Raw genomic sequence first — 24,083 nt, forward strand, 5'->3', positions numbered from 1 at the left:
CAGCAGTGGATTTATATTACCTTGTTGCAACAAGAACGCAGGCCTGCACCGTTTCCAGGCCAAGTTTTTTCGCCAAATCCAGCACTTCCTCGTCGTAAGTTCCCGGCTGAAACCATATATATTTGATTCCGAGCCCGGCGGCTTCTTCAACAAAGTTTTTGGACCGTTTCGGCGAAACCACCATGTTAACAACATCGGGAATCTTCGGCAGCGAGCTTAAATCTTTATAGCACGGATCGCCTTCCACGACGTCATAAAGAGGGTTTACGGCATAGACCTCGTAACCTCTGAGCCGAAGTTTCCGGTAAATCATATTCCCGTATTTTTCCGGGTTTTGATTGGCGCCGACAACCGCCCAGACTTTTTTACCAAGCATCAGTTCCTCCAGCATGTTAAAAACCCCAATCCCTATTGTAGTTTGGATTTTAATGATAATGTTTTTTTCATAAATATACCACAACTGATAAAAAATAAACAGTTTTTCAATCCGGGCGTTACAGAAAAGGATTCATGCTTCTTGCATGGGAGAAAGAAATGGGGTAAACTGTAATTGGGAAATATAGGATTTTAAGTATTAAAAGGTAAAAACAAAACCGGGCGGCTGACGGAACGGAGGCTGGAACATCTTACGCATCCGTAAATATTTTTTGTTAACAGTATGTAAAAAAAATAAAGTTTTGCTGGTAATCTGTTAAATTTACGTTTATAATGTACATGTTATGCATTTAATTTCGAGTTGATGGGGGTAGATAATTTGGCAGCGAAATCAAAAGCCAAAACAAAGGCAAACACTAAGCCGAAAGTGAAAAAGCAGTTAACCACGGACATGAAAATATTTATTGTGGTATGCACGGTCGTAACGCTTATTCTGGCGGCTGCTATCGTATACATCGCGATGCCGAAAGATATTGCCGTTGTTAATAAAAACAGGATAACCAATGCTGAATTCAAATTTTATTTTTCAAGGGCTTACCAGCAATACGCCATTTATTATATACTCGGGCAGATAGATGAAAATTCGCTTGTTGAGCTTGCAAAACAACAGGCACTGAATAATGCCGTGGAAGTTGAATACCTGTTGCAGGAAGCCGAGAAGGAAAACTTTACCGTGAGTGACGATGAGCTGGAGACGTCATGGAATGAGTTTGATACATCCCTAAAAAATCAGGCCCAGGAACTCAGCATTTCAATAAATACGTTAAGCAGACAGGTGTACGGAATAAGATATGAGAAGCTCAAGGATATATATAAGAACATGGTCAAAGCCCAGAAATACTATGAAAAAATAATGGACGGCATGGAAGTTAATGAAGATGAGCTTAAAGCATATTACGAAGAAAACAAGGATTCTTTCGACTATAATACCGTACGGCACATATTAATCAAGTGTGATGAGGACGCCGAAGAATCGGTAGTAGAAGAGAAAAGAAAAACCGCCCAGTCGATTCTTGACAGAATAAACAGCGGCGAGGATTTCGCTGAGCTGGCCAAGAAGTACAGCGAGGATGACGGTACGAAGGAAAACGGCGGACTGTATGAAATAAAGAAAAACGACACCAGTACCGTTGAGGAATTTAAAGAATGGGCTTTTTCCCATAAAGTCGGCGATACCGGAATTGTAAAAACCAAGTTCGGGTTCCATGTAATGAAACTGGAAAAAGTCACCGATACATTTGAGGAATTAAAAGACGAAGTGGAAGAATCCTACAAACTTAACAAGTATCAGACAGCGTTCACCGAAGCTTTAAACAGCGGCGAATATAAAATTGAAGTTAAAGACGCATACTACGATTTTACGGGAATATAACAGTCAGAATACCATGAATACGGTCATACGTTTTTAATCACAGTTAAAAAGCTCTTTTCCGGTTTTATGCCGGAAAAGAGCTTTTTTTGCCGCCATGGCAGAATGTCCCGGAAAAAAGGGAAAATGGATATTAATCCCGCATATTATCCCGGTTTGCCCTTCGTGCCTCTTCTATTTGCCTGTAAAAGTTTTTTCTGTTAATGTACACTTTCCTTCTGAGCCTGATTCTGTCTATTATATCCGGCCCGAAAAACAGCAGATAATTGAGTACCGACACAATGGCGACTATTTTCATGCCTATTGAGCCGAATATTACACTGAAGGCTATGAATGCCCAGTCCAGCCATGCGAGATATTTTACTTTTACCGGTATTATGAAGAACAGAAGGACTTCATAATCAGGGAAAAGGTATGCGAAAGCAAGGAATAACGACAGGTTAAGGTGGGTTGCGTCCGAATACCCGGTCAGGTAGCCGGCTATCGTTGTTCCGATCATTCCCACAAAATAGTAAACATTAAGTCTGAAACTCCCCCAAAGGCCCTCAAGGGAATTCCCGATGAAATAATAGAAATACAGCACAAAGAAAATGAAAATAATGCTGGACCGGGGAGGAATGAAAACATATGTGACAAGCCTCCAAATCTGACCCCGTGAAATATAATAGGGAATTAGCGCCAATTTACCCGTTATATTCAGCGACGGCATCAGATAGTCCAGAATAAAAACCGCCAGGTTACCTATGAATATATAGGTCATAAGGCCTTTTATCGCATATTTGCCGTATTTTCTCTCCAGTTTGTCCAGAAGTCTCATCCATCAGCGCTCCTCTCGTTAAAATCCTGGAAAATTCCAACATTGAGTAAATTGTATTAAATTTTTCGGTATAAATCAAGCAAGGCGAATTATTATGGAAAATTATAATAAATAATACTATAATAATACAAAAAGCTTTGTCGGAGGTTAAGGACATGGGGCTGCGTGTGAGGAAAAGCATAAAAATCTGCAAGGGAGTCTGGGTAAATTTCGGAAAAACGGGCGCGAGCATAAGTTTCGGAACAAGAGGCCTGAGGCATACCATCCATACCAGCGGAAGAATGACGTCAAGTATTGGTATACCGGGAACGGGAATTTCCTATGTTAAAACTTATAACCTGAAGAAAGCGACAAAGAAATATTGTCCGCCTGCGGGCATAACAAACCTGACAAATGAAAGCTTAACCGAACTGGAGCGTTACAACGAAACCATAGACAGGCTAAGAAGCCTTCACATAAACTGTGATGAGTGTATAGACTGGGAAAAAATACTTGCTTCTAAAGAACCCTTTACGCCGGGAGGCATCGGACCTAAAGAGGCGAGGGCTTTGGAGGAACTGCGCGGCTATAACCCGTCTTTTCTTGAAAAGATATTATATGGCGACAGGAGAAAGGAACTTGAAAAAGCAGTGGAACAGGCCAGAAAGGAAGACATCGAGGATTACGAAAAGTGGGAGATGCTGCATATTCTTGCAGGGCAGGTACTGGCAGGTGACATTGATGCGTATCTGAATGTTATTTATGAAATGAATCCTCTTAACGATTTACTGGAGTATGGAGGCGATTTTGAATTCGGAACCGATAACCCTGATGCAATGGAAGTGGAGTTTACGGTTAATACCGCAGTCGTTCCGACATATTCGTTAAATGTCACAAAAAACGGTAAAATTTCCCGGAAGGAGCTTTCAAAAAGCGCGTATTTTGATCTGGTGAAGGATTATGTGTCAAGCTGCACAATAAGAATAGCAAGGGATATTTTTGCCCTTTTGCCGGTGAAACGGGTTTATGTCCATGTCGTTGAAAAAAGGCTGGATACGCAAACGGGGCATTTTGCCGATGTAACAGTGCTGTCGGTTCTGTTCGAGCGGGAAATTCTTGAACGGCTGAATTTTGAGCTGATAGATCCTTCTGATGCCCTGAATAATTTCAAGCACAACATGAAATTTCTGAAAACGGCGGGATTTAAACCGGTAGACAGAATCTCCTGACTTATCATGCGCCTTTGCTGCTGTCGTCGGCTATAACGACAGGCTCAAGCTCCGGAAAGTCGTAACAGGATATTTCAAGGTTTTTCAGAAATTCCACGGCAGCATCGAAATTTTTTGACATACTGATGCCTTCCTCGCGCATTGCCATTATAAGCTGGTTATTCTCCCATTCAAGAAAACGGATGTAATTTTCCCGCTCCCTGATGTATGGTTCCAGCCTGTCTTTGTATAACGGGTTGTTCAGGATTTCGGGGCAAAGAAAAAAATTGCATACATATGACCTGTATCTTGGCGGCAGTGTACAACCTGAGCCGGAACGCACAAAAGGGCATGTCCTGAAAAAGACCGAGCTGTCATTAACATTGCCGTCCAATGGGACAAGCCCGCCCTTCAGCATTTTTTGGTGCAGTATGTAATCATAGCTGCCCTTAACCAGAATATGATCGTCGTACAATACCGTATTGGGCATTCCAACTATTTTTTTCAGCAGTTCCATGCCTTTTTCGGAATGGCACATTCTTTGTATTTCCACAGGAAAGAATTTCGGTGAATAATAACAGCAACCCCTGTTTTTTGTTCTGCAAAGACTTAACCCAATCAGGCTTGAACACCTGGAGCAGCCGGTGTATGCAAGCCGCGGAACTCCACCGTCGAAATCTATGTATATGTAATCCATATTTGTCCTCAATTCTTATTATGTAGTATTCTTGGCTGCAATAAAAAAATGGGAAAATGGTGATTAAAATCCAAAAATCCCCATATAATATTCCATTTCTAATTATAGCGACTAAATTTTTTATATCAACGTTAATGTTATTACAAAACTTTATGTTATTCCGAAAAATTTGTTTCTTTACAATTTATTTCTTTTTCTCTCACACAATTTAGTCATTTTATGTTGAAACTTATCAATAATAAAGATACAGTACGGTTAACTGGATCATTTATAAAACTTGTTTTTTATATGCGGCAGAATTCCGGCCGCTGATGTTTGTGTGCATTAAATTAAGTAAGGACTTATCTTCTTATGCCCGATATTGTGAAATGCCTTGTTATGGAAACATTTCCGGGTTAACCGGATTTGGTTAAATTTTGCAGGTAATTATGAATGAAGTTTTCTCATTGGGTTAAATATGTAAATGTCTGAAAGACAAGAAGCAAGGGATGTGGTAATGTTGACGGTAAAGGTTAAAATCACAGGAACAAACGGTGAGCCTGTTCCCGAATATTTGCTGAACACCCTTTATGCGAGTGATCTTCATTTTGAGCCTGATATAAGGAGAAGCCGCATCATGCCCGACGGGACCGTGGAGATCGACGTAACGAAAAGGCCGTATATGCTGCATTGCAGGCTGAATATTCCGCTGTATGGGAATATATGGGTTATGGCCCATAATCAGGGCCGGGGTTACACCACCGATGCTGTCGATTTTGTGTCCGAGGCACTGGAAACGTACCTGTATGAAGCTGAAAGGCTGGGGAAGGGTATTGAGCTTTCGGTTTACGCAAAAGGACATCTCGATGCGGCTTACGAATACAAAACTCTTTCCGAAAAAGGCATAGATCGAGATTACTGCAGGTTAAAGGCCCTTTCCCATGCCATATTTGCAGCCGAAGCGGCACTGTTTGAGGCCTCAAAGGCAAGGCTTGCCCGGAATCCCAGGCCCGATATGCTTCTTGGCTGCAATGCATTCAAATATTCAGGAGACAATCTGTATGCCAGGTATTTCACTGAGCTTTTCAATTTCGCCACGCTGCCTTTTTACTATTACCAGGTCGTGCCCGAGGAAGGGGTGTTTGATTATGGACGCAGGGACGAGATTCTGGAATGGTGTGAAAAAAACGGAATAAAAGCAAAAGGGCATCCTTTGTGGTTCGGCCACGGCGGGGTTAACCCGAAGTGGATGTTCGGAAAAAGCTTTGACGAACTTTCCCGGTTTGCGAAAGAATTCATCAGAAAAACCGTTACGAGATACCGCGGCAGGATAGATATCTGGGATTCTGTCAATGAACCCCATGACTGGGCGAATTGTTTTGAGTTTTCGCAGGAACAGCTTATGGAAATGACACGTATTTGCTGTGAAACAGTCCGTGAAAGCAATCCTGATGCCATTTCGGTTATAAATGTCTGCCTGCCTTTTGCGGAATATGTGGCGGGTAAATTTGTATGTTACGGTCCGGTTTTTGAACGGCCTGTATCTCCGCTGACCTTCTTTGAAAGGGCGGTTGAAAAAGGTGTTGATTTTGACGTGGTAGGTGTACAGATGTATTTCCCGGCCAGGGATATGGTGGCGATCAGCAGAATTCTGGACGAATATGCGCGGTTCGGTAAGCCGGTTCATATTACTGAAATGGGGGTTCCGGGCGGTCCGGCACGCGGCGAACGGGATAATGTGGAAACGGCCGAGCCACAGTCGCAGATAGGCCTGACAAAAGGAGTTTGGCATGCGCCGTGGGATGAACATGTCCAGGCCAACTGGGCGGAGCAGTTCTACACAATGGCGGCGGCAAGACCTGAAATTAAAGCCCTGACGTGGTGGGATTTTGCCGATCCGGGTTTCATGAAAACATCCCCGTTCCTGTTTGAGGACAATGTACCCCGCGAAATGTATTTCAGACTGAAGGAACTGAAGAAAGTAATCATGGGTAAATAGGGATACTTTTTATATTTCCCGGTTTTGTGCACGGATATAAAAACTGTGGATCTATAAAGATCCACAGTTTTACATATGATAATATTCATCAAGGGTTAAACCCGATACAAGCCGCAGGGGTAGATGAAATGGCTGAAAGGTCATGGAAAGTTTCGCTGCTGTCAAGGTTGATTATATCGTTTGTAATTATTATCGCCCCCATTTACGGCCTTGGTATATTCATGTATAACAGCGGGCTGGAAATATTGCGCAATGAACTGTCAAATTCAATGATTTCACAGGTTTCGTATTACCTTGACAACCTTGAAACCGAAATCCGGCGAATTCAGAAGCTGCAGTACGAACTTCTGAATGATAACGATATAAACCGTATGGCTACGATTTCAGAAACACTGACAAACATTGAAATCCGGGACGCAGTATTGAGAATCAGAAACCGGCTGTTTGCAATAAAAAACAGCAGTAAATATATTAAATCCACGGCGGTATTAATTCCAGGGGCGCAGAAAGAAATAACCGATTCAGGCGTGTCGGAGTTCAGCAGTGAAAAGTTTGGCGAAATGAAGGCCATAGCCCGGAATGCTGATGCTTCAATTGTGTATGCCGGCAATTCAATGTACCTTATTGTTCCGTATCCTTATTCGTATACAACCGAACAGGATCCAATATTTCTAATTGTCTCGGAACTGTCACCGGAAGAATTTGAGATGACGCTTAAAGCAATGAAAAGCAAACCTGATGAAGGAGCCGCTTTTTATAATTTTCAGAGCATGAACCTGATTGATGCGGATGTTGGGGTTTATTTGCACGAAGAAATACGGCGGCGGATTTTCAGCGGTATTCCGGCCGAAACTGCTGAGCGCGCCGAAATTATATCCATCAGCGGTACCAATTATCTTGTGGCATATAAAATTTCAGGCTATTTCAGGTCGGTATTGTATAAATATATACCTGAAAATACCGTTTTTGAACCGCTTAATGACTTCAAGGGATGGTTTGCGGTATTCACGGTATTGTCACTTACGGTCGTGGTAGTTTATTCAACATATTTGCACAAATTCATCCATAAACCGCTTAGCAGGCTGGCAAGCTCATTCGCCGAAGTAAAAAGGGGAAATCTGGATATACACATTGAACACGACGTGGATGATGAATTCAGGTTTATATACCGAAATTTCAATTCAATCGTCAGTGACTTGAAAGCACTGATAGAACAGACGTATACACAGAAACTTCTCGTAGAAAAGGCAAACATGAAGCAGCTTCAGTCGCAGATAAACCCCCATTTTCTGTATAACAGCTTTTTCATACTGAATACGATGGCACGGACGGGGGATTATGAAAATCTTGAACGGTTCACCGAACAGTTGGGGAAATATTTCCAGTTTGTAACCCGGAGCGGCGCCGATGAGGTAACTCTGCAGAAGGAGGTGGAACATGCACGAATATATACCGAGATACAGGCATTGCGTTTTTCAAACAGGGTAAAGGTATGTTTTGAAGAATTGCCGCGCGAGTTTTCCAATATCATGGTGCCGAGACTGATTTTGCAACCGCTGATAGAGAACGCCTTTGAACACGGCTTAAGCACGGTAAAAAGGGATGGGATACTTAATGTAAGTTTCAGAAAATGCGGGGATGAACTTCATATTATTGTGGAAAATAACGGAGAAAATATACCCGACGGGAAAATTGAGCTTCTTAAGCAAAAACTGGCGGATGAAAACACTGTAAGGGATGAAGAGGTCACCGCGCTGCAAAATATAAACTTAAGGCTTAAGCTTAAGTTTGGGCGGAAATACGGCCTTACCGTCGATAAAATTCAAACCGGATGGTTTAGGATTACCATTGCGGTACCGTACAGGGAATATTAAATTTAAGGGATGGTAAACGGTATGTATACGTTGCTTATTGTGGATGACGAGCCCATTATCGCGGACGGTTTGTATGAAGTATTTCAGACCGTTGAGGATTTGGAACTGGATATATATAAGGCTTATTCCGGGGACGAGGCTTACGAACTTATGAAAAAAACCCGTATCGACATAGTCCTTACCGATATCCGGATGCCAGGGATGAACGGACTGCAGCTGATGGAGAAAATCCACAGGCAGTGGCCGAAGTGCAGGGTGATCTTTTTAACCGGGTACAATGAGTTTGATTATATATATACCGCCATTCAGTATGAAGGGGTAAGCTATATCCTCAAAACAGAGGGATATGAGAGGGTGATCGGCGCAGTAAGGAATGCTGTTTTGGAGATAGAAAAAAGCTTAAGACTTGACGCTTTGCTTCAGGAAGCCGAAGAGCAGGCCGGCACGGCAAAGGAACTACTTCGCGGAAACTTTCTGAACGGTGTTATCAAAGGAAGATTCTATAAAAATGAAATAAATCAGAAGCAGTTTGACGAACTGGGAATTAAACTCAATGCCTGCGACAGGGTGGTCATGCTTGTCGGTCGTTTGGACGACTTGCCCAAAGGACTGCCGTATTCCGAAATAACCAGACGCATATACAATGTAAGCCTTATCGCCGGCGAATTCCTGTCTTCAGCCGTCAAATACGCCTATTTCACCGATGAAAACTCATATATGATATGGCTTATACAGCCGGGGGAAAACACGTGGCAGGAATGCCTCATCTTTGTAAAGGGGAACATTGAATTTATACAAAGGTCCTGCAAGGAATCTTTCGGTACAATAGTGTCATTTGCCCTTGACGACGGGCCGGCTGACTGGATTGAACTGCCTGACCGGTTTAATACGCTGAAAATGGTTTTAAGCTACAGGTTCGGACACGACACCGCAGTACTTCTCACAGGACGCGGTATTATAAAGGAGGATTTAAGGGATACACAGGAAAAATCAGTTGAGAAACTTTCGCTTAACAGGATGAAGTTTGAAATGCTGGCCGAAACGCTGGAATATGGAACTGAGGAAGATTTTTTCGCGCTCATGGAAGAGCTTACCCGGAACTTGAGAACGGTAAGAAGCATGCATAATATTGTCGCCCTTGAGCAGTATGTTTCAATTGCTTTGGTAGTCCTGTCGTATATAAACAGATGGAATATTTTGGGGAAAGTTGCGTTCAGAATAGGCATTCACAAACTTATGAGAATTGACGAACATGAATCCTGGGATGATGCGGTGAATTATCTGTACAGGCTTGGTTCGATACTGTTTGACATTCAGCGGCAGGAAAGGGAAAAGCGGGCCCAAGATGTTGTCGGTTTTATTCAGAAGCATATAAATGACAACATACATATTCAGGATGAGCTTACTTTAATCCGCCTCGCCGATCTGGTACATTTCAATCCGTCGTACCTGTCAAGGCTGTTCAAGCAGGTTACGGGTATGAATATATCGGATTATATCAGTGATATACGTGTGAAAAAGGCAAAACAGATGCTTGGAAACCCGGACGTCAAAATAAACACTGTTGCCGAGGCCCTCGGTTATGGCACTGCGGCCAATTTCACCCGTTTCTTTAAAAAGATGACCAACATGACACCTCAGGAATACAGGGATTTTGTAATCGGCAGACATAAAGACAAAGCATAAATTGTATTGTTTTTTCAGTGTGGGCAGTGTGTTTTCCTAAGCCATAAAGGCATGCGAAGTAAAAAGATGAATTGAAAGTAAAGAGATGATTATTGTATGCGGGCAGGCCGGGGTCTATAATTTTTTTACGTAACGGACATGGCTTATCAGCATGAATTTGAATATAAAAGCAGCAGCTTATTAGGAAGGAAGGAATAAAATGGCGGGCAGGAAGAAATGGGTAAGGGAATTACCGCTCCATATACTGATGATACCCGGAGTTATCGCAGTGTTTATTTTTAACTATATACCGATGTTCGGAATTATTATGGCGTTCCAGAAGTTTGTGCCTGCGAAAGGTTTTTTTGGATCCAAATGGGTTGGTATGGATAATTTCAGGTATATTTTCAGCATGCCGAATATATGGACGGTAATCCGCAATACCGTTTTTATTGCGGTTATGAAAATAATTGCCAACCTGATTGTGCCTATTATTTTCGCGCTTCTTTTGAATGAAATCAGAAAAGAGGCGTTTAAACGAACCATTCAGACAATAATATATTTTCCGCATTTTCTGTCGTGGGTTATACTTGGAGGAATTTTAATTGACGTATTATCCCCTACGAGCGGTATAGTCAATGAATTTCTCGGACTGTTCGGGGTCAAGCCCGTCTATTTCCTCGGAGATGCGAAATGGTTCCCGTTCACGCTTGTTCTTACAAACACATGGAAAGAGTTCGGATATAATACTATTGTATACCTTGCGGCATTGACATCAATAGATCCTACACTGTATGAGGCTGCAGTTGTTGACGGTGCCGGAAGGCTGAAACAGACATGGCATATAACATTACCCGGAATCCTACCGATTGTTACGCTTATGACCGTTTTAAGCCTTGGTAATGTTCTGAATGCAGGATTTGATCAGGTGTTCAATCTTTACAGTCCGTCTGTTTACAGTACAGGTGACATTATAGACACGCTGGTTTACAGAATTGGTATGGTAGAGGCACAGTTCAGTGTTTCGGCTGCAGTTGGATTGTTCAAATCGGCGATATCCTTTGTTCTGGTTGTTATATCGAACAAACTTGCCAACAAATATGCAGGCTACAGAGTGTTCTGACGGAGGAGGGATAAGGAATGTTGAAAAGAACGACCGGTGAGAAAATATTTGCAATTTTTAATTATATAATACTGTCATTTACCGCGTTCGCATGTTTGGTTCCGATGATCAACGTGCTCGCAGTATCATTCAGTTCCAGCACTGCCGCTGCAACGGGCAGTGTTAAACTTTGGCCGGTGGATTTTACCCTGGCGTCGTACAAATATGCCCTCAGCAAACGTGAGTTTCTGCAGTCGTTCCTGGTTTCTCTTAAAAGGGTTACGCTGGGTTATATTGTAAACATGGTTATGACAATATCGGTTGCGTATCCGCTGTCGAAGGACAGGTCGGATTTCAGGGCGAGAAATGTTTATGCGTGGTTTTTCATCATAACTATGATGTTCAGCGGCGGGCTGATACCCACGTTTGTAACCGTTCGTAAACTTGGCCTTCTGGACACGGTATGGGCTTTGGTTCTTCCCGGGGCGGTGCCTGTGTTCAATGTCATTCTTCTTATGAACTTTTTCAGGGAACTCCCGAAAGAAATAGAAGAAGCGGCATATATAGACGGTGCAAGCCACTGGACCACGCTGTTCAGGATATATCTGCCGCTGTCGCTGCCTTCGCTGGCGACTATTTCGCTGTTTGTACTTGTCGGTCACTGGAACGGATGGTTTGACGGGATGATATATATGAACAGGCCCAAAAACTGGCCGCTGCAGACATATTTGCGTACAATTCTTATTAATCCGGACATAAGCCAGTATCAGACTTCTTCAGAGGAACTGGCAAACCTGAAAGAAGTGTCGGAGCGTACTTTCAAATCAGCTCAGGTGTTCCTGGGTGCGGCACCGATACTCGCGGTTTACCCCTTCCTGCAGAAATATTTCATGAAGGGGCTTGTTATGGGAAGTGTTAAGGGATGATTACACAAACACCCCGCGGTTTATTCATATTCCGTGGGGTTTTAATTTAGGTGAAAGTGTGGATACAGGTGTACTGTTGTATTTTGTCCTGTTATATTATAATCAGAAATATATGAGGCAGGAGGAGTAATTATGCAGCCTGACAACAAACATTATAAATCAGCCGTACGCAAATGGGGGGATCTGGGAAACGGTTTTTATAGAAATCCGGTTTTGAATTCCGACTATTCAGATCCCGATGTTATCCGTGTGGGCGGCGATTTTTACATGGTGTGCTCGGAATTTCACTATATGGGCATGCCGGTTTTGCATTCAAAGGATCTGGTCAACTGGACCATTATAGGCAGGGTTTATGATTCGTTAAAGCATGATCCGAAATACGACAATATGGAAGGCTATGCAAAGGGCAGCTGGGCGCCGGCAATAAGATATCACAACGGCAGGTTTTACGTGTATTTCTGCACGCCTGATGAAGGACTGTTTATGAGTACTGCGACCGACCCTGCGGGGCCATGGAGTCCTTTGCATGAGGTGGTGCGTGCTGCCGGCTGGGAAGACCCGTGCCCGTTCTGGGATGACGACGGGAATGCTTATCTCGGACACAGTACCGTAGGTGCGGGACCGATAATTATCCATAAAATGAGTCCTGACGGGACAAAGCTCCTCGATGACGGAGTTATAGTTTATGTCGGGAAAATCGCCGAAGGGACAAAGATATATAAAAGAAACGGATATTATTATTTAATTATTCCCGAAGGAGGAGTAAAAACGGGATGGCAGACCGTGCTGCGGTCAAAAAGCATCTATGGGCCGTATGAGAGAAAAGTGGTACTGCAAACTGGAAATACGAATATAAACGGACCCCACCAGGGAGCCCTTGTTGAGCTGGAAAACGGTGAATCATGGTTTATGCATTTTCAGGACACGGGAATACTTGGGCGTGTTTGCCATCTTCAGCCGGTAACATGGGTGGATAACTGGCCTCTGATGGGTTGTGACGGAGAACCGGTTACTGTTTACCGAAAACCCCGCGCAGGAAAGGAATACGAAAGGACATTTCCTCAGACGTCGGATGAGTTCGACGGCCCTGAGCTCGGCCTTCAGTGGCAGTGGAACCACAACCCGGTTAATGAACGGTGGTCCCTTTCAAAACGTCCGGGATATCTGACGCTGGAAGCGATGTATGCGGAAAGTCTGCTGAAGGCAAGGAATACCCTGACTCAGAAACTTATCGGTGAAAAGGGAACGGCCACGACCGAACTTAATACAGAAAATCTTAAAAACGGGCAGAGGGCAGGCCTGGCGTTTCTCGGCGGAACACAGGAAAATTGGATTGGTATTGTGAGGGAGGGTGAATCTTCGTATATCAAAGCCGTTACCGCGGGAATAAGATACCACGGCCCTGAAATTGAAACTCCAAATGTATGGTTTAGGGCCGAAATTGATTTGAACGGAATAACTCAATTTTATTTCAGCACGGACAATGAAAACTTTATACAGCTTGGTGGGCCGTGCAGGCTGGAGGCGGGATTCTGGAAAGGTGCCAGAATCGCACTTTTCAGCTATAACACTGTGATGGACGGCGGAAGAGCCGATTTCAACTGGTTCAGATATGAATTTGAATAAAAAGATTTATGGAGGGCGCTTATGGCTGTCGACAGGTATAACGTGGTTACCAGACATAATCCGGTGATAACCCGGATAGATCCCTTTTCACCGCTATCGGTGGGAAACGGGGAATTTGCCTTTACGGCCGATATCACCGGACTTCAGACTTTCCCCGAGTTTTATGAAAATGGCATACCGCTGTGCACCCAGTCCCAGTGGGGTTGGCATACAGAGCCTGCTGACAATGAAAGCGGGGCTTATTCATTAAACGATTTGAGAAAGGAGATTTATGAAGCCAACGGCAGAAGTGTGGGATATAATACATCGGGTAAAGGTCAGGAAAAGGTTTATAACTGGTTAAGGCAAAATCCCCACCGCCTGCATCTGGGGCAAATAGGGCTTGATATAAAAAAGGAGGATTTAAGCCCGGTAACCGTCTGGGATATAGAAAATCCGCGCCATATGCTTGACTTGTGGAGCGGTATAATGCAAAGTACGTTTACCGTTCAGGGTTTTGAAGTGGAAACCGAAGCCTGCTGCCACCCGAAAAAGGACATTCTTGCGTTCAGGATCAGGTCCGGGCTGCTTGGCCGTAAAAGGCTTGGCATAAAAGTACGGTTCCCGTACGGTTCAGCGGCTAAAACGGCGGCGGACTGGAAAAACGACGAAAAACACTACACCGAAATCATGGATTCAGGGCAAAGTTTTATTTATCTGCGCAGGAGGCTGGACAGGGATCAGTATTTTGTAAAAATAGTCTGTTCTGAAGGCGCTATAATAGAGAGGACGGGCAGAAACAGTTTTGTGATAAGGAATGTGTCCGAACGGGATGAACTGGAATTTTCATGTTGCTTTTCACCGGCAGAAATAACGGAAGAACTGCCTTTATGCCATGACATTTTTAATGAAAGCAGGAAACACTGGCAGGATTTCTGGAATGGCGGCGGCATGATTGATTTCGGCGGAAGTACCGACAAACGTGCCGGAGAGCTTGAAAGAAGGGTTATCCTTTCCATGTATCTTACCGCCATTCAATGCGCAGGCTCGCTTCCGCCGCAGGAAACCGGCCTTACGTTCAACAGCTGGTACGGAAAATTCCACCTTGAAATGCACTGGTGGCACGGTGTGCATTTTGTCCTGTGGGGCAGGCCTGAGCTGTTTGAAAAAAGCCTGTGGTGGTATGGTTCAATCCTGGACAGGGCAAAAGAACTGGCGGAATCCCAGGGATACAAAGGTGCCAGATGGCCCAAGATGACCTCTCCGGAAGGATACGACAGCCCGTCGCCGATAGGTCCGCTTCTCATCTGGCAGCAGCCGCATCCGATTTATTATGCCGAGCTTCTCTACAGTGTCAAACCATACCGTGAAACGCTGGAAAAATATAAGGATATAGTGTTTGAGACGGCGGAATTCATGGCATCCTATGCCGCATATGACGGTAAGAACAATAGATATGTCCTTGGCCCCGCATTAATACCTGCTCAGGAAAATCATGACCCCCGCGTTACGCTGAACCCGACTTTTGAACTGGAATACTGGGTCTTTGGCTTAAAAACAGCCAATGAATGGAGAAAAAGGCTTGGCCTTGATATTAATACAAAATGGGAGGACGTAGTGAATAATCTGGCGGAATTACCCGTAAAGGACAATTTATACCTTGCCCATGAGAACTGCCCTGATACCTTTACACTGTTTAACAGGGATCATCCTTCAATGCTTGGGGCATTGGGAATACTTCCGGGGACAAAAGCCGATCCGAAAATAATGCTGAATACTCTTCTGAAGGTCATGGACAGCTGGCAGATGGAGAATGTATGGGGATGGGATTTCCCAATGATGGCTATGACCGCCGCAAGGCTTGGGCGGCCCGATTTGGCTTTGGATGCATTGTTGTATGATTCGCCCAAAAATGTATATCTTCCAAATGGGCATAACAAACAGGCTACGAGGGAGGATCTTCCGATATATCTCCCCGGAAACGGTGGGCTGCTTACAGCCGTTGCAATGATGACGGCAGGTTGGAGAGGCTGTAAGGAAATACTTCCCGGTTTTCCTAAAGACGGCACGTGGAAAGTGGAATGGGAAGGAATAAATCCCATGCTGTAGTTCTTTCCGGTAAATTCCCCGATTACGGCAAAACAGCGGCAAACAGAAGCCGCTGTTTTTTGTTTGCGCTTCAATATGTAAAGAAATGATTTTGAAGTAAAGAGATGATAATTGTTCGCAATTTTCGGCGGAAATATAATTGAAATAAATGAGATCTCATTCAATATGGCAATGCGGATGATTAGGAGGAGGACTATGAAAATTAATACGATAAAGAGAATTTCGGTATTCGCTGTCGTTATTATGATGGTGTTGTCAATGGCAGCCTGCGGAGAAAGAGGAACCAATACCCCCGGAGGCAACACAAATGCAACGGTGACACCGACGCCGGCAGAATCCGATAATCTTCTTGCAAAGTACGATCCGCCGATTGAAATGACTGCATGGAGGTTTTTGAATAACGGCATACAGTTTAAAGAAGGCGACGATATTGAAAACAATATCTGGATAGACTACTACCGGGAAGTTTTCGGAATTAATCTGAAATATGACTGGGTTGTTCCCGAAGAACAGTTCGAGCAGAAAATGAACATTGCAATAGCTTCGGGAAATCTGCCCGACTTAATGTGGCTTAACAACAAGAACCTTATCGAGCTTGCAAACGACGGAATGCTGTATGATTTAACCGAGCTTTATCAAACAAGGACTTCCGAGTTTACAAAAAGCATCCTTGAACAGGATATTACCAGTTTTAACACAGCCAAGGTAAACGGAAAGCTGTACGCTATACCTCATACAGGTTCAGCAATAGACTCACTGCAGATTTTGTATGTAAGGACCGACTGGCTTGAGAACCTCGGCCTGGAAGTGCCTACAACAATGCAAGAACTGCTTGAGGTTATAGAGGCGTTCACAAAGAATGACCCAGACCGGAACGGAAAAGACGACACTTACGGACTGGGCCTTACAAAGAACTTTATTAAGGACAACCACTTCGGGGCTACCGGATTTTTTGCTGGTTATCACGCATATGTAAGAAGGTGGATTGAAAACGAAAACGGGGATATAGTTTACGGAAGCATTCAGCCTGAAGTAAAGACAGCTTTGCTTGAATTGCAGAGGCTCTACAAGGAAGGCATGATAGATCCCGAGTTTGGAGTAAAGGACAGAAACAAGGTTCAGGAATCTATAGCTGCGGGGAAAATAGGAGTTATGTACGGCGGTATGTCAACTCCCGGTGCAATTCTGAAGTTTAATGCCGAAAATGATCCCAATGCAGAATGGGTGGCGCTCGAACTGGTTTCGGCAGACAGCGATCCTGCGATGCCGATCACTAAAATGCCTGTAAACAGGTACTATGCCGTTAATGCAGACTATGAACATCCTGAGGCAATAATGAAGCTGGTTGAAGCAGGTTCAGCGGGATATGCGCGCGACAGCAAGGAAAAGGCCGATGAATGGTCAAACAAGCTGAGCCATGACGAAAACGGAATTGCCGTATGGCAGTATCAGGTACTTGGATACGAACCGGCAAAGAAAAACCTTACCGCTCATTATAACGTGGTTAAGGCTCTTACAACCGGAGATACGTCAATCCTCAATGCCGAAGAACAGGGATATTATGACAGAATCAAGCTGTATGAGGCCGGAGACAGAAGCTACTACGGTGACGCGCATATTTTCGGTACACCCGGCAGCTTTGATATTATTGACAAATATGTTAAGTCTGAAAATTACCTGTACGATAAGTTCTATGGTTCAGCCACTCCTACAATGGTTGAAAGGAGTGCAACCCTTGAAGCCATGGAAGAAGAAGTGTTTACAAAGATCATTATGGGAGACTCAATAGATTTGTTCGATAAGTTTGTTGAAGACTGGAAGAAGCTTGGCGGGGACCAGATCACCAAGGAAATAAATGAATGGTATGGAACGGTAAAATAATACTTTTTAAGACCGGGATGGCGGGCTTGTTTGCGGCAGGCCCGTTTTTTTGAGCTTTTAATCCGGGAAATACCGGCTATAAGAGAACGGAAATTCTCAAATTTTCATAGAATACTTGTACGAGAAAGAATATGATGTTAAAATGGAGTATGTACAAAATGAACATACAGCCCCAGTAACAGAGGGAAAATTTATGTAGAATGTGTAAAGCGGTGTTAAAAAGCCGAAACAGGAGGAACAATGGATAAATCAAACCTGCTTAAACGGTGTGCAGAGATTCTGGCAGGGCTGATGATTGTGACAACAACCGTAGCGTATACTTCAGTTGGTATCAGAAATGCCGGAAGCACTGCAATACAATCGGTAACCGGAAAAGAAACCGAAAACAGGAGCAATGATGAAGCCGGTATTACTTCCTACTCGTCAGAAGATTCTTACAAAGTTTCTTCTGAAAACATTACTCTGGATCTAAACGATATTTCGGGTTCAGATGAAGCTGAAATGGCCGAAAACAGCATGCAGATCTGTTCCGATATCACCGAAGACGGTGAGGGAACCGAAACGGTAAACCAGGCGGCCGACAACTCCGCAGTGCAGGAGAATGAACATTCTGTCACGCAGGCGGAGGCAAATGCAGAGCAGGAACAAAAACAAAAAGCTGAGGAACCCCAGCCTGTATATAAATATGTTAATGTTAGTCTGCTTAATGTCAGAAGCGGTCCCAGCACCGAGTCCGAAAAAATAACCATGCTGTCGAAAGCTACACGTGTCCGGTGCGTCGGCGGTGACAGGGAATGGGTTAAAATAATTACCGATGACAATGTGGAGGGATATGTTTTTGCGGAATACCTTTCGGATACAGCGCCGCCCGTTTACAAATACGTTATTGTGAATTCCCTTAATTTGCGGAAAGGCCCCAGTACTGAAACCGAAATTCTTGGCACGTTACCGTTTGGTAACAAAGTACAGGTATTCGAAGCTGACAATAATTTTGTAAGGATTTTGACGGGGGACGGCAAAGAAGGGTATGTTTGGAAGGAATACCTGGGTGACGAGGTTGTGCTTGCGTCCCGTTCAGCGTCGGCAGGGCAGTCCTATAACGCCGACCTTGCGAATAAAATAATTGAATACGCCAAGCAATTTCTGGGCGTCAAATATGTATACGGAGGGTCGTCTCCGAACGGCTTTGACTGTTCAGGGTTTACCCAGTATGTATTTAAAAAGTTTAACATTAAATTGCCAAGAACGTCATATGAGTACTCAGGTGTAGGAACCAAGGTTTCAAGGGAGAATATTAAACCCGGCGACATACTTTTATTTGACGTTAACGGTTCAAACCGTATCGGCCATGTCGGGATTTATATCGGAAACGATAAGTTCATCCATGCTTCTTCGGGTAAAGGCAAGGTTGTGATAACAACGTTGTCGAAATACGGAGAAAGACTGATCGGTATCAGGAGAGTCATTAAATAGCCCGGTTATATGGCTTGAATCAGGCCTTCTTTTAAAACATAAGTAGGCCTGTATTCGGTCTTCATTATCTCCAGAACCTGGTTCTGTATTGTAACCCTCACTTTGGGATAAACATAATTTTTCACCACCAAAGCCCCGTTACCCGGGGTTTTTAAATAACCGGAAATATCAGTATACTGTTTTTCAAGTTTTTTTATCTCTTCCTGCATGCCGAATATTTCCTGCTGGATTTTCTTTATTTCATTTCTGCTTTTCTCAGCGTTCATGTTCAGCGACCTCAGTTTTTCCTTTAGAGCGTTCAGCTGCTTTTTCCTTGAATGGATGGTGTCTGAAAGATCATTCATCTCGTCGGTGAGTGACTCTCTGTCAAATCCGCGGATATTAATGAGTGTTCTTTTTTCCATGCGGTTGCCTATATCCGCACATTCTACCTTTATATCGGCGTCAATATTTCCGCCTACAATTTGCCCCCTGCCCGATTCCACTATGACCTGTTTTGCGCGGATACTGGAGTTCCTGATATAAAAGCCTGCGAAAACCGAGCCTTCACATATCACTTCGGCGTCTGATATGAATTTGGCGTAAAGGTTTCCCTTACATATTATTTTAGCTTTGCCTTTACCGGCAACTCCGCCGCGGATGTATATACTGCCTTCGGTACTCTCAATGAGTTTAACTCCTCCGATGCCGTATTCACTTTCTATTTCTATGTCTTTGGTTGATTTTACAACGAAATTGTCTTCCACTGTGCCTTTAATGTTAACATACCCGTTAAAGTCTATGTTTCCGGTGTTAAAATCCACATCACCGTTGACTTCGAGAACATCATAAACGGCGATGGTATCTCCGACGTAATGCACCGCGCCGTCTTTAAGGGCGTATAAAACGTCTTTGCCTTCGGTTCTTACCTGCAATACCGAATTCTGATCATAAAGAAGGGGATAAAGAATGCCTTCATCGGGCTTGATTTCATTACCATGTACGTCTATACCGGGAATGCCGGGTTTGGGATCAATTCTTTCCCCCAGCCAGTCGCCGGCTTTAACGTGATGGATTAAATTGAGTTCGTAATGATTTACCCGGTCATTGTCAATTAGAAGTGGTTTGGGTTCTGGAATTTGAAACATTCTGATCTCCGAATCGGTTCCGTGGACGGGAGGTTTGCCTTTTGCAATCAAGATCGGGGTGTTTAAAGGCAATTCTCCGTTAAGTACTTCGTACATTATCCCGTAATTGACGTTTGCCTTTTTCAGCGCAGACTGAATGGCTTCTGTTAGTTTGCCGCGATTGTTCTTGTAATCTTCGGGAAGATAATGAAGTGTAATATAAGCTTCAAGCGCATTGTTACATATATTGACGGAGATCATAACGCTACCCCCTTATATATTTTATACCTCGGAATGAAATTTTTTAATCATAAATGCAAAACCTATACCACAATTTTGTCATGTTTTTTGTCCATGTGCAGCAGAGGTGTACCGAAAAAACAATTACACTGCTGTAAATCGTGTAGAATTACTAAAAATATAATAAATTGTACCGGAATTACATGTAATAAATATACAAAACAGATGTTGACAACCTGTGTCAGTAATGATATTATTCTGCTGACAGCAAATTTAAGAAAATATTAAATTAATTAAGAAATTTATAAATTTCAGATTAATATAAATTTTTTAAATAAAAAGGGGTGAAATTTATGAAAAAACTTATAGCTCTGACATTATCAATTTTCATGGCAGCATTGCTTTTCGCGGGCTGTGGTAAGACCGAAAAGACTGATGTAAGCAATTCAAAGGAGGACAAGCCAGTACTGAACGTATCGGTTTTTGCTCAAGAACATGAGCAGGCAATGTACAGGGAAGTTATTTCCAGGTTTGAAGAAAAGTATAATTGTACAGTCAATTTCCAGGTAGCCGGGGATCAGTACTGGCCTGAACTTGAAGCAGCGCTGACGGCCAATGCGGCACCTGATGTTTTTTATCTCGGCCTTGGGGATATAAAAAGGCGTGTATGGGCTGATAAAATAGTTCCTCTTGACGATTTGCTTGACGTTTCTTCGCTGGACAAAATCTGGCCTGTGGCGCTGAACCTGTACAGGTATGACGTTGAAAACGATAAGCTCGGAGAGGGCAAATTATGGGCTTTGCCGAAAGATTTTTCGGCTGTGCCGATGACCGTCAATAAGGCAATTATTGAAAAGCGCCGTCCGCAGATTGAAGAACTGGTAGAGAAGGGAATACTGCCTTTCTTCCCTGAAATAGACGAAAACGGAAACCTTCCTGTTTATACATTTACCGAATTCGCGATTTTGTGCAAGACACTTACCTTTGAAGATCCCACCCTTCCCGAAACCGCAGGCTCAAAACAGGTTTACGGAACACATCTTTGGGAGGATTTCTGCTTGCAGCCTTTTATTTGGGGAGCCGGCGGAGATTATCTTAATGAAGATGCAACAAAGGTTCTTTTCGATACCCCTGAGTTTATTGAAGGTTATGAAGGCTTTATGAAAATAGTTGAAATGGGCGGCTCGGGCCTTTCAACCGATGAAGTCACCGGTTATATGAAGTTTCTGGCGGGACGTGTTGCATATTTCCCGTGCGGGACATGGGACGTCGGGGCTTTCCAGGCGATTGAAGACGACGAGAGTATCAATCCCGGTAAATCATGGTTTGATTTTGATCTTGCGCCGTGGCCGATAAGTGACAGATATGCCGACCTGTCTATTGAAGAAAGACAGGATAAATGGTTTGGTCGCATCGATTCAGTTGGCTACTGTGTTTCAAAACAGTCAAAAAATCAGAAGCTTGCTGCAGAACTGGCCTATGTTCTTTCTGCGGATGAGGAGGTACAGCGTTTCCTTGCCAAAAGGGGAGGCCAGGTGCCTAATATAGTATCCATGGCAAAAGGGGAATACCTTACGGATGATTCCTATTTCCCTGAATCCCGTGAAATATTTATAAGGATGCTTGAAGGAAAGAACGGACGCCGTGTTCCGACATCTCTCACTTTCAATGCGATCTGGCATACTGAAGGGTTTATTTCGGGTGTTGACAGTGTATGGAGTTATTATGAAGGCATTGACAAAGGCGTTAAACCGATGAGTGTAAGCGAATACTGCAAGAGTGTGCAGCCAAAAGCCCAGGAACTGCTGGATCAGGCAATACGCGATGAAGCAGCTTTAAATCCGTTTAAATGAGCATTCTATTTATCCTGATTGAGTGGGAGGCGTTGCTGCTTGAAGCGGAAAAAATCATACTTTCATGTATGGGATAATATCTGGGGATATGCTTTTGTGCTTATCCCCCTTATTGGTTTGGTGGTTTTTGTACTAATACCTTTATGTATGACCGTGTATGCCAGCTTTACGTCCTGGCCTCTCGGGCAGAGCATTACGTCTGCAAAATGGGTGGGCCTTGATAATTACATAACAATGTTCAATACGCCTTTATTCTGGAAAAGCCTTGGAAATACATTTTTTTATATGATCGGCATCCCTATTGGACTGGTTCTTTCACTTATATATGCGGCTTTGATGAATCGCGGAACCAGGTATGAAAAAGTTTTCAGGGTCATATATTACACGCCGGTAATAACCAGCACCGTTGCCGTGAGTTTTATTTTTCAGCGTATGTTTATGTCCGACGGAGGGGTGATTAATACTTACCTTTCGGCAATCGGAATAAAAAACCCTCCAAACTGGATGAGTCATCCCGCATATACAAAATGGGTCATTATAATAATGGCTGTCTGGAAAGGCCTTGGAAATTCTATAATAATGTACATAGCAGGTATGCAGGGTATTTCAAAGACCTATTATGAAGCGGCAAAAATTGACGGTGCCGGTTGGTTTTATACTTTCAGAAAAATTACCGTTCCTCTTCTGATGCCCGTTACATTTTACCTTGTAGTTACCGGCATAATAGGCGGGGCTCAGATGTATGTCGAGCCAAGACTGGTTTTTGCCGGAAACGGCCCGGCCAACAGTACGTTTACAACGGTTATACATCTTTATGACAATACTTTCAGATATTCGAAAGCTGGATACGGATCTGCGGTTGCGACAGTGCTCGGAGTTATTGTTTTCGTCATAACTGCCTTCCAGTTTTATATGAACGGAAGGAGGGAGCGGAATGAGTAGGCGTAAAAAAATAGCTGATGCCGTTGTATTTGTTTTTCTTGCCTTTGGGTCGGTGATAATGCTTTATCCCTTCATCTGGATGATATTTACTTCCTTCAAACCAAAGATGCATATATACCTTGCCGGATTGCTGCCGAGAACATGGGATTTCTCAAGTTATATTCAGATATGGGATGAAATACCTCTTGTGCGTGGATTTCTCAATACAATACTGTATTCGGTACCTCCGGTTATTGTTGGAACTTTTGTTTCGGCGGGAGCGGCTTTTGCCTTCGCAAAAATTAACTTTAAAGGCAAAAACATTATATTTTTAATATTGCTCAGCGGAGTTATGATTCCTTTTCCGTCGATAATGATACCACAGTTTGTCCTGTTCAGCCGGTTTAACATGCTCCAGGGGCCGTGGCCCATGATATTGCCGAAGCTTACAGGCAATGTGCTTATGATTTTCTTCTTAAGGCAGTATCTCAATTATGTTCCTGATTCGGTTGTAGAAGCGGCCAAGATTGACGGGTGCAATTATTTTGAAATATACCGCCGCATTATTCTGCCGCTTATAACTCCGGCCTTGGCTGCTCACAGCGTGTTATGGTTTATAGGTTCGTGGAATGATTACCTTGCACCTACGATTTTTATCAAAAATGAAAAATGGCAGCCGGTAACCGTTATGGTGGCGAAATTTAACGAACAGTATGCGATAAATACTCATGTTCCGAGAATGATGGCAGGCTCGGTAATGCTTCTTGTTCCGGTTTTAGTAATATATGGGATATTCCAGAAGTGGATCATTGAATCGGTTATGTTTACAAGCGTCAAAGAATAAA

18 protein-coding genes are annotated in these 24,083 nt (G+C 43.4%); 14 read left to right on the forward strand and 4 right to left on the reverse strand.

Annotated features, from left to right (window positions below; all coding sequences use genetic code 11):
- Positions 1–16: 16 nt before the first annotated feature.
- The gene (locus CST_RS02275; RefSeq protein ID WP_015358201.1) at positions 17–391 is read right to left on the reverse strand and encodes a CoA-binding protein; all 375 of its coding nucleotides are present in this window, start codon (positions 389–391) and stop codon (positions 17–19) included.
- Between the two features lie 363 nt (positions 392–754).
- Here CST_RS02275 and CST_RS02280 point away from each other — a divergent pair, with 363 nt between their 5' ends.
- The gene (locus CST_RS02280; RefSeq protein WP_015358203.1) at positions 755–1,807 is read left to right on the forward strand and encodes a peptidylprolyl isomerase; all 1,053 of its coding nucleotides are present in this window, start codon (positions 755–757) and stop codon (positions 1,805–1,807) included.
- Between the two features lie 130 nt (positions 1,808–1,937).
- On the opposite strand, the gene CST_RS02285 is transcribed toward CST_RS02280, so the two are convergent.
- Positions 1,938–2,621 carry a rhomboid family intramembrane serine protease gene (locus tag CST_RS02285; protein WP_015358204.1) on the reverse strand — a complete coding sequence of 228 codons (684 nt, stop codon included), beginning with the start codon at positions 2,619–2,621 and terminating at the stop codon, positions 1,938–1,940.
- Between the two features lie 155 nt (positions 2,622–2,776).
- Here CST_RS02285 and CST_RS02290 point away from each other — a divergent pair, with 155 nt between their 5' ends.
- Positions 2,777–3,829: a DUF4236 domain-containing protein gene (locus tag CST_RS02290; RefSeq protein WP_015358205.1), complete on the forward strand. Its 1,053-nt coding sequence runs from the start codon at positions 2,777–2,779 to the stop codon at positions 3,827–3,829.
- 4 nt (positions 3,830–3,833) lie between these two features.
- On the opposite strand, the gene CST_RS02295 is transcribed toward CST_RS02290, so the two are convergent.
- Entirely contained in the window at positions 3,834–4,505 is a 672-nt protein-coding gene (locus CST_RS02295) for a hypothetical protein (protein ID WP_015358206.1), read from the reverse strand.
- A 463-nt stretch (positions 4,506–4,968) separates the two neighbouring features.
- Here CST_RS02295 and CST_RS02300 point away from each other — a divergent pair, with 463 nt between their 5' ends.
- The 9 genes from CST_RS02300 to CST_RS02340 all read left to right on the forward strand — a co-directional run bounded on the left by CST_RS02300 (position 4,969) and on the right by CST_RS02340 (position 19,118).
- Positions 4,969–6,483, forward strand: coding sequence for an endo-1,4-beta-xylanase (locus CST_RS02300; protein ID WP_237266365.1), 1,515 nt, complete (start codon positions 4,969–4,971; stop codon positions 6,481–6,483).
- A gap of 128 nt (positions 6,484–6,611) precedes the next feature.
- Positions 6,612–8,357, forward strand: coding sequence for a sensor histidine kinase (locus CST_RS02305; RefSeq protein WP_015358208.1), 1,746 nt, complete (start codon positions 6,612–6,614; stop codon positions 8,355–8,357).
- 21 nt (positions 8,358–8,378) lie between these two features.
- On the forward strand, positions 8,379–10,043 hold the full coding sequence (locus CST_RS02310; RefSeq protein ID WP_015358209.1) for a response regulator transcription factor: 1,665 nt from the start codon (positions 8,379–8,381) through the stop codon (positions 10,041–10,043).
- A 199-nt stretch (positions 10,044–10,242) separates the two neighbouring features.
- The gene (locus tag CST_RS02315) at positions 10,243–11,145 is read left to right on the forward strand and encodes an ABC transporter permease (protein ID WP_015358210.1); all 903 of its coding nucleotides are present in this window, start codon (positions 10,243–10,245) and stop codon (positions 11,143–11,145) included.
- Positions 11,146–11,162: 17 nt separating this feature from the next.
- Positions 11,163–12,050 (forward strand): carbohydrate ABC transporter permease, encoded by an 888-nt coding sequence (locus CST_RS02320; RefSeq protein WP_015358211.1) that lies wholly within the window; start codon positions 11,163–11,165, stop codon positions 12,048–12,050.
- 132 nt (positions 12,051–12,182) lie between these two features.
- Positions 12,183–13,676, forward strand: a complete 1,494-nt coding sequence (locus CST_RS02325; protein ID WP_015358213.1) for a glycoside hydrolase family 43 protein — start codon at positions 12,183–12,185, stop codon at positions 13,674–13,676.
- 21 nt (positions 13,677–13,697) lie between these two features.
- Positions 13,698–15,764 (forward strand): glycoside hydrolase family 65, encoded by a 2,067-nt coding sequence (locus CST_RS02330; protein ID WP_015358214.1) that lies wholly within the window; start codon positions 13,698–13,700, stop codon positions 15,762–15,764.
- Positions 15,765–15,959: 195 nt separating this feature from the next.
- Entirely contained in the window at positions 15,960–17,645 is a 1,686-nt protein-coding gene (locus CST_RS02335) for an extracellular solute-binding protein (RefSeq protein ID WP_015358215.1), read from the forward strand.
- A 240-nt stretch (positions 17,646–17,885) separates the two neighbouring features.
- Complete coding sequence (locus tag CST_RS02340; protein WP_015358216.1) at positions 17,886–19,118, forward strand: C40 family peptidase; 1,233 nt, start codon at positions 17,886–17,888, stop codon at positions 19,116–19,118.
- A 5-nt stretch (positions 19,119–19,123) separates the two neighbouring features.
- On the opposite strand, the gene CST_RS02345 is transcribed toward CST_RS02340, so the two are convergent.
- Positions 19,124–20,485 carry a FapA family protein gene (locus tag CST_RS02345; protein ID WP_015358217.1) on the reverse strand — a complete coding sequence of 454 codons (1,362 nt, stop codon included), beginning with the start codon at positions 20,483–20,485 and terminating at the stop codon, positions 19,124–19,126.
- Positions 20,486–20,817: 332 nt separating this feature from the next.
- Between CST_RS02345 and CST_RS02350 the strand changes: the two genes are divergently transcribed.
- Genes CST_RS02350 through CST_RS02360 form a run of 3 tightly spaced genes read left to right on the forward strand, consistent with a single transcriptional unit; the run spans position 20,818 to position 24,082 of the window.
- Positions 20,818–22,317 (forward strand): ABC transporter substrate-binding protein, encoded by a 1,500-nt coding sequence (locus tag CST_RS02350; protein WP_015358218.1) that lies wholly within the window; start codon positions 20,818–20,820, stop codon positions 22,315–22,317.
- Between the two features lie 39 nt (positions 22,318–22,356).
- Complete coding sequence (locus CST_RS02355) at positions 22,357–23,259, forward strand: carbohydrate ABC transporter permease (RefSeq protein ID WP_015358219.1); 903 nt, start codon at positions 22,357–22,359, stop codon at positions 23,257–23,259.
- Complete coding sequence (locus CST_RS02360; protein WP_015358220.1) at positions 23,252–24,082, forward strand: carbohydrate ABC transporter permease; 831 nt, start codon at positions 23,252–23,254, stop codon at positions 24,080–24,082. The genes CST_RS02355 and CST_RS02360 overlap by 8 nt, the downstream gene beginning before the upstream one ends.
- The last annotated feature ends 1 nt before the right edge of the window (position 24,083 follow it).

The sequence above is a fragment of the Thermoclostridium stercorarium subsp. stercorarium DSM 8532 genome (genome assembly GCF_000331995.1).
Classification (GTDB): Bacteria; Bacillota; Clostridia; order DSM-8532; family DSM-8532; genus Thermoclostridium; species Thermoclostridium stercorarium.

Bases quoted from the DNA above. Each gene is read 5' to 3' on its own strand.
- CST_RS02340 (WP_015358216.1), top strand. From the start codon at position 17,886: ATGGATAAATCAAACCTGCTTAAACGGTGTGCAGAGATTCTGGCAGGG.
- CST_RS02275 (WP_015358201.1), bottom strand. From the start codon at position 391: ATGCTGGAGGAACTGATGCTTGGTAAAAAAGTCTGGGCGGTTGTCGGC.
- CST_RS02325 (WP_015358213.1), top strand. From the start codon at position 12,183: ATGCAGCCTGACAACAAACATTATAAATCAGCCGTACGCAAATGGGGG.
- CST_RS02305 (WP_015358208.1), top strand. From the start codon at position 6,612: ATGGCTGAAAGGTCATGGAAAGTTTCGCTGCTGTCAAGGTTGATTATA.
- CST_RS02285 (WP_015358204.1), bottom strand. From the start codon at position 2,621: ATGAGACTTCTGGACAAACTGGAGAGAAAATACGGCAAATATGCGATA.
- CST_RS02295 (WP_015358206.1), bottom strand. From the start codon at position 4,505: ATGGATTACATATACATAGATTTCGACGGTGGAGTTCCGCGGCTTGCA.
- CST_RS02335 (WP_015358215.1), top strand. From the start codon at position 15,960: ATGAAAATTAATACGATAAAGAGAATTTCGGTATTCGCTGTCGTTATT.
- CST_RS02350 (WP_015358218.1), top strand. From the start codon at position 20,818: ATGAAAAAACTTATAGCTCTGACATTATCAATTTTCATGGCAGCATTG.
- CST_RS02290 (WP_015358205.1), top strand. From the start codon at position 2,777: ATGGGGCTGCGTGTGAGGAAAAGCATAAAAATCTGCAAGGGAGTCTGG.
- CST_RS02310 (WP_015358209.1), top strand. From the start codon at position 8,379: ATGTATACGTTGCTTATTGTGGATGACGAGCCCATTATCGCGGACGGT.
- CST_RS02300 (WP_237266365.1), top strand. From the start codon at position 4,969: ATGTCTGAAAGACAAGAAGCAAGGGATGTGGTAATGTTGACGGTAAAG.
- CST_RS02360 (WP_015358220.1), top strand. From the start codon at position 23,252: ATGAGTAGGCGTAAAAAAATAGCTGATGCCGTTGTATTTGTTTTTCTT.
- CST_RS02320 (WP_015358211.1), top strand. From the start codon at position 11,163: ATGTTGAAAAGAACGACCGGTGAGAAAATATTTGCAATTTTTAATTAT.
- CST_RS02330 (WP_015358214.1), top strand. From the start codon at position 13,698: ATGGCTGTCGACAGGTATAACGTGGTTACCAGACATAATCCGGTGATA.
- CST_RS02315 (WP_015358210.1), top strand. From the start codon at position 10,243: ATGGCGGGCAGGAAGAAATGGGTAAGGGAATTACCGCTCCATATACTG.
- CST_RS02345 (WP_015358217.1), bottom strand. From the start codon at position 20,485: ATGATCTCCGTCAATATATGTAACAATGCGCTTGAAGCTTATATTACA.